The following is a 13705-nucleotide window of genomic DNA, read 5'->3' as shown; positions in this document are numbered from 1 at the left end:
GAATGCTCCTTCTCAGAATGGAACGGTGATGGCCGACACTTGAGGCGCCGCATTCGCCCGTAGTCGTTCGAGCGCGTGCAGGCAGTAATGCGCGAACCAGAGCGCCGAAAACACCAGAATGAATGCGTATGCCCAGATGGTTGCCGCCGCGACCACGGGAAAGAGTGGCAAGAGCCATACCGACCAGGCCCACAACATGGTCGGCACCGAACCGAGCAGGCCGCTCACGATGCCAATGACAAGCAGCGGCCAGCGCGCATCACGCACGATCACACGGCGTTCCTCGGCGCTCGCGTGCACGGCGAGCGCATCGTAAGTCATCACGCGATAGGTGAGCCAGCCCCACAAGAGCGGTGGAATCAGCGCGAAAAACGGTGGAATGAGCCACAGCGGCAACGTGACAACGAGCGCGATCAGGCAAACGAGCGTGGTAATGACCGAGTGCCCGAGACTGCCGTACCACGAGCCGCCGTGACGCTCTTCGAGCAGCGCGTAATGACCGCCCGGCCGGCGCGTGAGCAGCTTGATGACGCCTGGCATGGAGAGCGTGGCGATCAGCAGCAGCACGGTCACGAAGATCAGCGGAATCGCCATGATGACGACGAAAAACGGCGCGATCACCGCATGCAGCGAGGAGAAGCCGACGGCATCGAACAGGCGGTACATCGTGGCGGTGAGCGCCCAGCCGTCGAGCCAACCGGTTGCCGCGCCTGTCAGCGTCTGCCAGAAGAACCAGAGCACCGCGCCCCAGCTCAGCGTGGCGACCGCAAATGGCATGAAAGTCAGCCAGAGCATGCGTGGGTGAAAGGCATGCGCAATGGCGCGCACGAACGAACGCAGCAAGTCATTCATGCGTGATTCGACGAAGAGGGAGTGGAAACGACAGCATAAACCAGCGCGCCGAACGGGCGCTGGTGATGGAGACTCAGACAGCCGCCGAGCTTTTGTCGGAAGCCGAATTCGCGCGACGCGAAGACAAACGCGCGCCGATCCGCTTGAACGCGAGCCAGTGCTGTTCGACGAAGCCGTCGCCGTAACGCACGGGCGCGACGCCCGGCGCGCCGAGTTGATCGCGAATACCGGTCGGCTCCACGGTGCGGTCGAACGAAGCCGAGCGAAAGAGAATGTCCCAGAACGCGAACAGCACGCCGAAGTTGCAGCCGTACGCCGTGCCTTCGTGGCCGAAGCCGATTGCATGATGACGACGATGAAACGCCGGGCTCACGAAGAGCCGGTCGCCCAGCCAGCCGTAATGCAAGCGAATGTTGGCGTGCTGCACGCTTTGCATGAGGTTCGTAATGGCGACCAGCACGACGAACTGCGACGGCTCCACGCCGATCACGAGCGCGACAGTGGCGAAGAACCCCGCCTGCAGGATGTCGTCGAGCAGATGGTTACGGTCGTCCGACCAAAGCGACATTTGCTGCTGGCTGTGATGCACCGCGTGCAGTTCCCACCAGATGCCGATGCGATGCTCCAGCCGGTGATACCAATAACCGGCGAAATCCAGCAGCACCAGATAAATCACGAACGTGACCATGGGTTGCGTGGTCACGCCCGGCCAGAGATTGTCGATTTCCAGATTCGGGATGTCATGCAGGCGCAGCCAGCTTTGCAGCGAATCGAAAACCGGCTGGAACGTAAAGAAGAAAAAGAGGTTCAGAATGCCGAGCTTGACGATCCACGTATAAAGCACGTCGATACGCACGCCCTTGCGATCCTGCCATTCCTCGGCCGGGCGCAGCGCTTCGAGCGGGCGCAGCACGGCGTACATCGCGAGCACTTCCAGCACGCCGACGATCACCCAGTAAAGAGCGTCGTAGGTGTCTTCGTCATAGTCCATGAGGCCGACCTTGAACAGGAACGGCTGGACCACGTCCACGTAGAGCATGGTCTGCAGGGCGGAGACGAAGCTGTCGAGCGACGAAAGAATGGAATGAAACATGATGCTCCGTGTGACTCAATACGGCCTGACTCAATCGTAATACAGGGCGCCCGCAAGCGCCCTTTTCCTACTGCTTTCGCGGGCAGCCTCAGGCGCCGTTAGGCGAGGTCACCGGCGCGCGATTGAAGAAGTAGATTCCGTGCGGCGAACGGCCAACCTTGATGGTTTGGATCAGCTTACGATCCGCAAGGTCGATCACGCCGACATGCTTCGCGAAACGGAACGTTACCCAGAGATACTTCTTGTCGGCGGAAAGTTCCATGTCATCCGGCCCCGGCAAGAGGCCCGTGATGTCGCCGACGTTCGTGAGCGTGTCTTCGTCGATGATGCTGATGGTGTTCGCCACCCGGTTCGACACGGCCACATGCTTGCCGTCCACGAGCGAGCGGAAGTTATGCGCGCCCTTGCCGGTCGTGATGGTCTTGACGATCTTCTGATTGCGCCAGTCCACCACGGCGACGTAATCCGCGCCCGTCATGCCAACGAGCAGATACTTGTCGCCCGGCGTGAACCATACGCCCGCGGGCGTCGGGCCGACTTTCATCTTCCACTTGACCGTCTGCGTCGCCAGGTCGATCGCGGCGATTTCGTTCGACACCTGCAGCGAGATGAAAGCGGTCGTGCTGTCGTTCGAAAACGCGATATGGCTCGGCATGGTGGCGAGCGGCAAGCGCTTGGCCACGGTCAGATTCTTGCCGTCGAAATGATAGATATCGAGGCGGTCGAGCCGCAGACCCGTCGACACGAACCACTTGCGATCCGGCGAAAAGCCGATCTGATACGGGTCTTCGATATCCTGAACCCAGCGCTGCACGGCGCCGGTTTTCGGATCGACGAACATGAGATTGTTCGATACCGAGTTCGCAACGATCAGCGATGACGCGTCCGGCGTGGGCATCAAGTGATGCGGTTCCTTGCCCGTGGGCACGGTGCCGACGACCTGGCGCGTGTTTTCGTCGATAAGACTCAGCGTGGCCTCCGCCGAGTTCAGGACGATGACGTTATTGGCAAATGCCGCGGTGGCGATGAAGGCCGCGCCGATAGCGAGCGCGGCGCGTGAGGCAACCGCCCGAAAGCGGCCAGACAGAAAAGATGAGCGCATGAAAAAGTAGACGTCCGAAGGCAGGCGTCATTGTAGAACGTTTGCGCTTGTCGTCGCGTTGACGAAACGCCTGTTTTTGCGCAATTTCGTTTAACGGCGCAAGAAATGCCGTTTTTTTGGCGAAAAAATCGGCATTGCGCTACTTCGTCTTTTAGCGCTGCATCGCTTCCCAGACTTTATGCAGGCGCTTCACGGAAATGGGCATGGGTGTGCGCAGTTCCTGCGCGAACAGGGACACGCGAAGTTCTTCCAGCAGCCAGCGGTATTCCGAGAGCCGCGCGTCCGCCACGCCGCCGCGTTGTGCGAGCGCGCGCTGATATTGCTGCACGAGCGGATGCAGATCCGTGGAAATACGCGCATCGCGAGCCGGATCGGCCTTCAGCTTGTCGATTCGCAGCCCGATGCCCTTCAAATAACGCGGAAAATGCGCGAGTTGCGCGTAAGGCGTGTCGATCACGAAGCGCTTGCCGATGAGCGCGTTCAACTGCGAATGGATATCGGCGTAAGCCTGGGCGAACGGCTTCGCCTGCGCGAGCTTCCTTAGAAGCGCCGCGTATTCGCCGAGGATCGCGCCGACCAGCCGCGCGATCTCCTGCGCGAGCAGCGTGCAGCCGGCCTTTCGCGGCATCGCGGCGAGCGTAAAAGCTCACGTCGTCGTCAGGTAGCGGGTCTTGCAAACATGCGCGATCCAGCGCCGTATCGACGATCTGATCGCGCAACTCGTCGGCGGTGCCGAGCGCCATGAACTGCATCGACATTTCGCGCAGCCCCGGCAGATTCTTTTCCAGATAGCGGATCGGCTCGCGCAATTGCAGCCAGAAGAGCCGCCGCAAGCCCGCGCGATGAATCCGCGCCGCCTCCTCCGGCGAATCGAACACTTCGACGTCGCAATGCGCGCCGCGATCGACGAGCGCCGGATAGCCGAACAGCGTCTGCCCGCGACGTCGAATTTCCAACAGCTCTGGTAGCTTGCCGAAATTCCACGTCGTGAGGTTTTCATAGAGCGCGGTGCCGGTGGACGCGCTCGCGGCCTGCGTCTGCGGCGCGTTTGGCGAATCGGCGGAAAGTGCATCGAAAGCCGCGCTTGCCGTCAGCTTCTGGAAATGCTGCTGCGCCTGACCGCCGAGTTCCGCTCGCAATTGCGCGAGATTGCGGCCCATCGCGAGCTGGCGGCCGTGCTCGTCGATCACCTTGAAGTTCATGAAGAGATGCGCAGGCAGCGTTTCGAGCTTGAAATCCGCGCTCTTCACGGCGACTTGCGTCTGCTCCCGAATATCGGCGATGAGCGCATCGACCAAGGCACCCGCGCCGAACCTCGGCCCCGCGTTGCGCTCGGCAAAGCCCGCCGCGTAATCCGGCAAGGGCACGACATGCCGGCGCAGCTTTTGCGGCAGCGACTTCAGGAGCAGTTGCGTCTTTTCCTTGAGCATGCCGGGCACGAGCCATTCGACGCGGCGCGCATCGATCTGATTCAGGCCATAAAGCGGCACCGTGAGCGTCACGCCGTCGCGCGGCGCGCCCGGCTCGAAGTGATACGCGAGCGTCATTTCGATGCCCGACATCATCATGCGCTTCGGGAACAGGTCGGTGGTGACGCCGGCGGCCTCGTGACGCATCAGGTCGTCGCGCGAAAGGAACAGCAGTTGTTTGCCGCCCTCCTTGCGCTGCTCGTCGCGATACCAGCGTTCGAACGCCGCGCCGGTCCAGATGCCTTCGGGCACGAGCGAATCGTAGAAGCCGTGGATGAGTTCGTCGTCCACGAGCACGTCCTGACGGCGCGACTTGTGTTCGAGTTGCTCGATGTCCGCGACCAGCTTGCGGTTGTGCGCGAAGAACGGCAGACGCGTGTCGAACTCGCCTTCCACCAGCGCGCCGCGAATGAACAACTCGCGCGCGTACTTCGGGTCCTGCTGGCCGTAACTCACGCGCCGCCGCCCGTAGACCGTGAGACCGTAGAGCGTCGCGCGTTCATACGCGACCACTTGCGCGGCCTTCTTCTCCCAATGCGCCTCGGAAAGCGACTTGCGCAACAGATGCGGCCCGACCGTTTCCAGCCATTCCGGCTCGATCTTCGCGATGGTCCGCGCGTACAGCCGGCTCGTCTCGACGAGTTCGCCCGCCATCACCCAGCGGCCCGCTTTCTTCAGCAGCGCGGAACCCGGCCACAAATGGAACTTGATGCCGCGTGCGCCGAGATAATGCGGCTCGTCGTCGGCCTTCATGCCGATGTTGCCGAGCAGCCCCGTGAGAAGCGAAAGATGCACTTGCTCGAACGTCGCGTCGGATTCGTTCAGACGCCAGCCATGTTCGCGCACGACCGTGAGAAGTTGCGAATGCACGTCGCGCCATTCGCGCAATCTCAGATGCGAGAGAAAGTTGGCGCGGCACGCATCGGTCAACTGTCGATTCGACTTCTTGTGCGCAATGGCTTCGTCGAACCACTTCCAGATGCGCGTCCATTGCAGGAACTCGGAGCGCTCGTCGACGAACTGCCGATGCGCCTGATCCGCCTGCTCCTGTGCTTCGATCGGACGATCGCGCGGGTCCTGAACCGACAACGCCGACGCGATGATCAACACTTCCGTCAACGCGTGATGATCGCGGGCGGCGAGAATCATGCGGCCCACGCGCGGATCGAGCGGCAGCCGCGCGAGTTCGCGGCCAAGCGGCGTGAGCGCGTTGTCGTCGTCGACGGCGCCGAGTTCGTTCAGCAACTGGTAACCGTCGGCGATCGCGCGACCCGGCGGCGGCTCGATGAACGGAAAGGTTTCGATCGCCGTCAGATGCAGCGACTTCATGCGCAGGATCACCGCCGCGAGCGACGAGCGCAGGATCTCGGGATCGGTGAAGCGCACGCGCGACTGAAAGTCGGCTTCGTCGTAGAGACGAATGCAGACGCCGTCCGCAACGCGCCCGCACCGGCCCGCGCGCTGATTGGCGGCGGCCTGCGAGATCGACTCGATCTGCAACTGCTCGACCTTGTTGCGATACGAATAGCGCTTCACGCGCGCCATGCCGGTATCGACGACATAGCGAATGCCCGGCACCGTCAGCGACGTTTCCGCGACGTTGGTCGCGAGCACGATACGCCGCGCGTTCGACGCCTTGAACACGCGCTCCTGTTCGGCAGCGGAAAGGCGCGCGAACAGCGGCAGGATTTCCGTATGCGGCGGATGGTGCTTACGCAGCGCCTCGGCGGCATCGCGAATTTCGCGCTCGCCGGGCAGGAACACGAGCACGTCGCCGGGACCGACGCGGCAGAGTTCATCGACGGCATCGACGATGGCTTCCATCAAATCGCGGTCCGCCTTGCGGTCGTTGCGCTTGTGCAGCGTGCCTTGCGCCGATTTGACGGCGGCGCTGTCTTCCTCCACCGGCCGGTAGCGCACCTCGACCGGATACAGCCGCCCGCTGACCTCGATCACGGGCGCGGGCTTTTCGTCGCTGCCGAAGTGGCGCGCGAAGCGTTGCGCGTCGATGGTCGCGGACGTGACGATCAGCTTGAGGTCCGGGCGCTTCGGCAGGATTTCCTTGAGATAGCCGAGCAGGAAGTCGATGTTCAGGCTGCGTTCGTGCGCCTCGTCGATGATGATCGTGTCATACGCGCTCAGCAGCGGGTCGGTTTGCGTTTCCGCGAGCAGAATGCCGTCGGTCATGAGCTTGACCGATGCGCCCGGCGCGAGGTTGTCGGTGAAGCGCACCTTGTAGCCGACCACTTCGCCGAAAGGCGTTGCGAGTTCCTCGGCGATACGTCGCCCCGTCGCCGATGCCGCGATCCGGCGCGGCTGCGTATGACCGATGAGACCGCTGCCGCCCGCGCCGAGACCGCGTCCGAGCGCGAGGCAGATCTTGGGGAGCTGCGTGGTTTTGCCGGAGCCGGTTTCGCCGCTCACGATCACGACCTGATTCCCTTCGATCGCGCGCGCGATCTCCTCGCGACGGGCGGAGACGGGAAGTGCCTCGGGAAAGGTGATCGGCGGGATGGGGTTGGCGGTGACGGCGCGCCCCTCGCGGCGCGGTGGGCGTACGTTGTGTTGCCTCGCGGGCTGAACTGCGGAGACTTCGCCTTGTTGCTTGGCGCGTGGTTCGCTGGCTCGCGCCGCGCGCGCTTCACGTGGTGAACGCTCGTCGCTTACGTGGCGAACCTGCCCGGCTTGCGCGTTGCGCGCACTCGAGTGCGTTTGCGCTGCGGCCTGCTCTCGATGGGATCGGTCGTCCGGTCGTGCGCTTCGATCGACTTGCCGCGCCTCGGCCTTGTGCCGTTCGTCGCGCGAGCTGTGTTCGGCACGCGTAGTCTCCGCGCGAGAATCGTTTTTTGAAGGTCGGGTGCCTTGTGCCTCGACCGGCCGCGCGGTTGAAGCAGAAGTCGTTTGGCGCGCCTGCGTGCTGCGCTGTTCGCCGCGAACATCGTGCGAACTACTTGCATCGCGCGAAGAGGAAGGTTTGGCGATATCGCGTGCGCTTGCCGGGCGCGCGAGCGACGTGTTCCGATCAGCCGATGCATCCAGCTTTCGCGACGACGGTTCCTGCGGCGCTTTGCGCTCCACGCGACTTTGCGGTGCGACTCCTCGCGACTCCTGCGTGACCGGAGACTGCGGCTTCGGCTTTTGCGACTTGGCGGCAGCCCCTCCGGCCGCTTGCTGCGCGCCGCGCCGAGGCTGCGAAGCCACCGGCGTCGGCGACTTCGCATTCTGCCCCTGCGAACCCGAATTCCCAACCGCTCCCTCAACCGCGCCGCCGCCCGCAAATCGCCGCGCGGCCAGTTCCTTCTTGCTGAGACCGGCAGCCTCGTCCTCGCCTGTCTGCGCGTCGCGCAGCAAGCTTTCGCGCAGTTTCTTCAACTGCTCCTGGGTATCGAGCGACTTGTCGGCGGATGGCGGCTTGCCGCCTTGGGTGGGGCGTCTGGAAACATTCGGCATAGCATCGCATTATAATCCCGGCATGAATTCCCCTACCGACCTCGCCATCCCGTCGCAGCCGGCCGCAGTCGAAGCCGAAGCGCCGAATCCCCACGCCCAGTTCGTCGACTGGATGCGTTCCGTTGCGCCCTATATTCACGCGTTCCGAAACAAAACCTTCGTGGTCGCGTTTGGCGGGGAACTGGTGCAGGAAGGCCGCCTGAATGCGCTCGTCCAGGACGTCGGACTGTTGCACGCCATGGGCATCCACGTCGTATTGGTGCACGGCTCGCGTCCGCAACTCGACGAGCAACTGAGTCTGCACGGCGTCGAATCGTCGTTCTCGCACGGGCTGCGCATTACCGACGCGCGCGCGCTCGAATCCGCGAAGGAAGCCGCTGGCGAAGTGCGCCTCGACATCGAAGCCGCCATCAGCCAGGGCTTGCCGAACACGCCGATGGCTCACGCGCACATCAGCGTGGTGTCGGGCAACTTCGTGACGGCGCGGCCGGTCGGCATTCTGGATGGCGTCGACTTCCAGCACACGGGCGTCGTGCGCAAGATCGACGGCGATTCCATCCGCCAGTCGCTTGCGAGCAACAAGCTCGTGCTCTTGTCGTCGCTCGGTTTTTCGCCAACTGGCGAAGCGTTCAATCTGTCGATGGAAGACGTCGCGTCCGCCGCGGCCATCGCCTTGCGCGCCGACAAGATCATCTTCGTGACCGAGATTCCCGGCCTCGAAGATCAGGAAAACGAACTCGTGCGGGAAATGTCGCTCGACGACGCTTACCGGCTTCACGAAAGCGGCGAGCTTCAGGGCGATACCGCGTTTTATCTCAAGCACGCCATTCGCGCCTGCCGCGGCGGCGTGGCGCGCGCGCACATCATTCCGTACAAGCTCGACGGCAGCGTGCTGCTCGAACTCTTCCTGCACGACGGCGTCGGCACGATGATCTCCTACGAGAATCTCGAAAGTCTGCGCGAAGCGACGCCGGACGACGTCGGCGGCATTCTCACGCTGATCGAACCGCTCGAATCCGACGGCACGCTCGTGCGGCGCGGACGGCATCAGATCGAACGCGACATCGACCACTTCTCGGTCATCGAGCACGATGGCGTGCTCTTCGGCTGCGCGGCGCTTTATCCGTACACGCAGGAGCGCATCGGCGAGATGGCGTGTCTGACCGTCGCGCCCGAGGCGCAAGGTTCCGGCGATGGCGAGCGCCTGCTCAAGCGCATCGAACAACGCGCGCGCGCTCGCGGTCTTACGCGCATTTTCGTGCTGACGACGCGCACCGAACACTGGTTCCTCAAGCGCGGTTTCGTGAAGGTCACGGTGGACGACCTGCCGGAAGACCGCCGGCGACTCTACAACTGGCAGCGCAAATCGCTCGTCCTGATGAAACAGCTTTGAACCGACATTGCACGCGCCGTGCGCACGAACGCACGCGCTCCGCTACTCAATAGGAGAAACAGACGATGGCCCGAATGATCCAATGTGCGAAGCTCGGCAAGGAAGCCGAAGGACTCGACTTTCCGCCGCTGCCGGGCGAACTCGGCAAGCGCATCTATGAAACCGTGTCGAAGGAAGCGTGGCAGGGCTGGCTCAAGCAGCAAACCATGCTGATCAACGAAAACCGGCTCAATATGGCCGACCCGCGCGCGCGCCAATACTTGCTCAAGCAAACGGAGAAGTACTTCTTCGGCGAAGGCGCCGACACCGCAACGGGATATGTGCCGCCGCAAAGCTGAACTTAAGCCTAATTGGCTCTCAAAAAAACCGGTCCGAGTGGCCGGTTTTTTGTTGCGCGCTCGTCCTTTTCAACAAGCGCTTAAGGACAAATTCGACTAAGCGTAATCCTAAGCCCAGCAAGGGATTGCGCGTTTTCGAGAGAGCGCCCGGACAGGCTGGTTTGCGCTTCGTCTGTCATCGTGTTATCATCTTGCTCGTTATCAACAGCAATTCACCATCATTCGCGCGGTCAGTTCGAGCTTAAAGCCTGAATCCGAACGCGGCAGTGACAGTTTCATACAAAGAGGCTTGTCGGTTTTCGAGCGACATCAAAACGTCGCGCCGGCCTTTTTCGTTTCAAGCCTTGCTTTTCGCCGACGTCGCGGCCCACCCGCGGCAACTCGCTGAGTTCGCCGTCCGCACGTCAAATTCGTTTGCTATTTCCCGAGTGCAATTTCGCGACTTCTTCCGCGAGGCACCGGCACCGCATTTGCTACGCATTTTTCAGCGCTGACTTCATTCAGGGCTGCGCGGAGCTATCGCTTTCGGCCATTGGCTGAAAGTACGCATGCGGCGCCGTCGCGAAACTGCACTATTCCGGCCGATATCGGCAGTAGTCGCCGCCCTCGGAGCGGCGCACCCGGCGCTGGCATCGCGCGCGCGGGGTTGAACACGGAGTCTCTCGCACTATGAATGCTTCACATGACGGCCTCTGGCGCAAACGAGGCGCATCGAACCAGGCGTCCGATATGACGCTCGACGACATCACCATCGTCGATCAATCGCTTCTCAAGCGCGCGGTCGGCGCCATGGCTATCGGTAACGCGATGGAATGGTTCGACTTCGGCGTGTACAGCTACATCGCCGTGACGCTCGGCAAGGTCTTCTTTCCGTCGAGCAGTCCGGCCGCGCAGTTGCTGGCCACCTTCGGCACGTTCGCGGCCGCGTTTCTCGTGCGCCCGATCGGCGGCATGGTGTTCGGTCCGCTCGGCGACCGCATCGGCCGCAAGCGCGTGCTCGCGATGACCATGATCATGATGGCCGTCGGCACCTTCTGTATCGGTCTCATTCCGAGCTACGCGACCATCGGCGTGATGGCGCCGGTGCTGCTGCTCGCCGCGCGTTTGTTGCAAGGCTTTTCGACGGGCGGGGAATACGGCGGCGCGGCGACGTTCATTGCCGAATTCTCGCCGGACAAGAAGCGCGGCTTCATGTCGAGCTTCCTGGAACTCGGCACGCTCGTGGGCTATGTGCTCGGCGCAGGCGTGGTCGCGGTGTTGACTGCCGCGTTGTCCGAACAGGCGCTCCTCAGCTGGGGCTGGCGCATTCCGTTCATGATCGCGGGTCCGCTCGGGCTGATCGGCTTGTATATCCGGATGAAGCTCGAAGAGACGCCCGCGTTCCAGCGCGAGGCGGAAAAGGCCGAAGCCGTGTCGCACGAAACGACCAAGCAGCAGTTTCGCGAAACGCTCGTGCAGCAATGGAAGCCGCTCTTGCAGTGCGTGGGCCTCGTGCTCATTTTCAACGTGACCGACTACATGGCGCTGTCGTATCTGCCGAGCTATCTCTCGGCGACGCTCAAGTTCAACGAGACACATGGCCTTTTCATCGTGCTCGTCGTGATGGTGCTGATGATGCCGCTCACGCTGTTCGCGGGCCGTCTGTCGGATACGATCGGCCGCAAACCGGTGATGCTCGCGGGTTGCGTCGGCTTGTTGCTGCTGTCGATCCCGGCGCTCTCGCTGATCCGCCTCGGCACCGTGCCTTCGATCTTCGCGGGCATGATGATTCTCGGTGCGCTTCTGTCGTGTTTCACGGGCGTGATGCCGTCGTCGCTGCCGGCGCTGTTCCCGACGAAGATTCGTTATGGCGCGCTCGCCATCGGCTTCAACGTGTCGGTGTCGCTGTTCGGCGGCACGACGCCGCTCGTGACGGCGTGGCTCGTCGACAAGACCGGCAATCTGATGATGCCCGCGTACTATTTGATGGGCGCGTCGATCATCGGCATCGTTTCGGTGCTCGCGCTGCGCGAGACGGCCAAAAAGCCGCTGAAGGGCTCGCCGCCCGCGGTGGCATCGCATTCGGAAGCGCATGCGATTCTGCGCGGTCATCGCGAGGCAGCAGAGATGGATGGCTCGTTTCCCGAGAATACCGTTCGGGCTTGAGCATCGAGGTTGAGTCGTTAGAACAAAAGCCGACGCTTGCAAGAGCGCCGGCTTTTTTTAATCGATGAGCGTAACGATGCGCGCCTTTATGTCCGTGTCCTCAGAGTCACCCGTCTCGCCGATTTCGAGCAGACCGACCGTGATCGGCAATTTGAACCTGCGCGGCCCCGCGCTACCCGGATTCACGAACAGCACGCCATTGCGCTTCTCGACGAGCGGCTTGTGCGAATGCCCGGTCACGACGACGTGGACGCCATCGAGTGCTTTCGGCACATCGGCGATATCGTGCACGACATGGATTGTCGCGCCCGCCAAGTCGATGCGCGCGTGCTCGGGCAGCATCGCGACATCGTCGCCGATATCGTTATTGCCGCGCACGACGGTCAGCGCAGCCAGTTGCGCCAGCGTATCGAGCACTTCGCGCTTGCAGATGTCGCCGGCGTGGATGATGTGTGCAGAGCCGCGCAGGGCCTCGAGCGCTTCGGGGCGAACGAGATTGTGCGTGTCGGAGATGAGGCCGATGAGGGTCATGTTTTCTCGTCGATATGCGCTCGGAGCGCGGGCCATTCACTTGCTGTCGTCGCGCTGTTTTGGCGCGCTGCATGGCAGTGGTAGAATTCGCGTCCGCCCTCTGCCGGGGTGATGAAATTGGTAAACATAGCGGACTTAAAATCCGCCGCCTAACGGCTTGCCGGTTCGAGTCCGGTCCCCGGCACCAGATATGTAGCAAGGACTTCGGCAAACACGGTACCTGAATTCAGTTAAAACTGTGTGCATTTTTCTGCCGTTCAGGAAAAGACCTTGCACTGCGCCGGAGACGCCTCTGCATGGACGGTTACAAGAAAATCACTATTAGAAATGACGAAGAAGCGTTCAGCCTGCTACGACAGGCTGTCGAGGAAGAACTAGGCAATAGTCCACTTGACCTTTCGTTCGATGGATGGCCCAAGGTCGAAATTCGACTAGATGGTGCAGGCTATGACAGTACAATCACCCCTGACATAGCTGCGGCAATTGTGGAAATGCAAGCGGCCGTCAATAGAGCTTACGCGCGCTTGGCGCGTGGAGGGCTATCGGCTCGTTCGTTAAGCCTAGCGGAAAAGGACGAGATTCGTCTCAAAGCGAAGGTAGAAAAGGGAAGCTCCTTAATCACCATCGATTTGGGAAAGTTTGGGGAAGTACTTTCACATGACCTCGTCGCAAAAATGACTCCAGAACATCTCGTGATTGCTGTCATCTCGGTCGCTGCGGTAGCAGGAGCAACGGTCGCGTTCAAGGCCTTCCTCAAGCATCGGAGCGAAGACAAAAAGGTGTCTGTCGCTGCGCAGCAGGCTGTTGCATTAAGCCAGCAGGAAACGCAGCGCCTGGAAATTTTAGCGAAGGCACTGAAGCAGAACAAAGAACTTGTTGCTGTGAAACACGATTTCGATGAAGTCAGAAACGACATCTTACGCGGTGTCGGCGACGCAAAAACGCTTTCGGTAAATGGGGTGTCGCTTGACCACGATACCGTCAAAGTCGTGGCTATGCCGAAACGTGTTGCTGCCGACGAAGCACAACTGAATGGTACGTACCATATCCTTGCTACCGACTTGAGAAATCCCGAGCTCGTAAAGCTTAGGGTGCGACGGCTTCAAGATGAGATGGAATTTCTCGCCACATTCCAGGACAGCAGCTTGGATCGAACGCAGGTTCAGCAGCTGCAAGAGGCTGAATGGGGACGACAGCCTGTCTTTTTGAGCATCAATGCCCTTATGCTGCGAGGCGAAGTCACAAAGGCGACAGTAATCTCGGTCACGCCACAACCCGCTGACAACAAGCAGAAGGACTGGCGTAATTAGTGGCGTCAGTCTTACCGACACG

The 13705-nt window shown here is 61.6% G+C and carries 8 protein-coding genes, 1 tRNA gene and 1 pseudogene; 5 read left to right on the top strand and 5 right to left on the bottom strand.

The features are described from left to right. Positions 1–12 precede the first annotated feature (12 nt). The 4 genes and pseudogenes from P9292_RS15850 to hrpA form a co-directional block, all read right to left on the bottom strand. On the bottom strand, positions 13–852 hold the full coding sequence (locus tag P9292_RS15850) for an EI24 domain-containing protein (protein ID WP_309959937.1): 840 nt from the start codon (positions 850–852) through the stop codon (positions 13–15). A gap of 73 nt (positions 853–925) precedes the next feature. Beyond that, positions 926–1945 carry a sterol desaturase family protein gene (locus P9292_RS15845; protein WP_244827580.1) on the bottom strand — a complete coding sequence of 340 codons (1020 nt, stop codon included), beginning with the start codon at positions 1943–1945 and terminating at the stop codon, positions 926–928. Positions 1946–2033: 88 nt separating this feature from the next. After that, on the bottom strand, positions 2034–3047 hold the full coding sequence (locus P9292_RS15840; protein WP_244827579.1) for a beta-propeller fold lactonase family protein: 1014 nt from the start codon (positions 3045–3047) through the stop codon (positions 2034–2036). A 151-nt stretch (positions 3048–3198) separates the two neighbouring features. Continuing rightward, a pseudogene (gene hrpA, locus P9292_RS15835) lies at positions 3199–7030 on the bottom strand (ATP-dependent RNA helicase HrpA). 958 nt (positions 7031–7988) lie between these two features. Here hrpA and argA point away from each other — a divergent pair. From argA to proP, 3 genes are all read left to right on the top strand, one after another. Continuing rightward, the gene (gene argA, locus P9292_RS15830; protein WP_244827577.1) at positions 7989–9359 is read left to right on the top strand and encodes an amino-acid N-acetyltransferase; all 1371 of its coding nucleotides are present in this window, start codon (positions 7989–7991) and stop codon (positions 9357–9359) included. A 65-nt stretch (positions 9360–9424) separates the two neighbouring features. After that, positions 9425–9697, top strand: a complete 273-nt coding sequence (locus tag P9292_RS15825) for an oxidative damage protection protein (protein WP_244827576.1) — start codon at positions 9425–9427, stop codon at positions 9695–9697. Positions 9698–10366: 669 nt separating this feature from the next. Beyond that, positions 10367–11842, top strand: coding sequence for a glycine betaine/L-proline transporter ProP (proP, locus tag P9292_RS15820; RefSeq protein ID WP_244827575.1), 1476 nt, complete (start codon positions 10367–10369; stop codon positions 11840–11842). Positions 11843–11899: 57 nt separating this feature from the next. On the opposite strand, the gene P9292_RS15815 is transcribed toward proP, so the two are convergent. Beyond that, a complete protein-coding gene (locus tag P9292_RS15815; RefSeq protein WP_250464304.1) occupies positions 11900–12373 on the bottom strand; it encodes a metallophosphoesterase family protein in 474 nt (157 codons plus the stop codon). 102 nt (positions 12374–12475) lie between these two features. Here P9292_RS15815 and P9292_RS15810 point away from each other — a divergent pair. Then, positions 12476–12560 (top strand) — tRNA-Leu (locus P9292_RS15810). 109 nt (positions 12561–12669) lie between these two features. Continuing rightward, positions 12670–13683 (top strand): hypothetical protein, encoded by a 1014-nt coding sequence (locus tag P9292_RS15805; RefSeq protein ID WP_309842353.1) that lies wholly within the window; start codon positions 12670–12672, stop codon positions 13681–13683. The last annotated feature ends 22 nt before the right edge of the window (positions 13684–13705 follow it).

Source organism: Caballeronia sp. LZ001 (assembly GCF_031450875.1).
In the GTDB taxonomy this organism is placed as follows: Bacteria; Pseudomonadota; Gammaproteobacteria; order Burkholderiales; family Burkholderiaceae; genus Caballeronia.
Note: the sequence above shows the minus strand (reverse complement) of the source record. Positions and strands in the feature narration are given on the sequence as shown.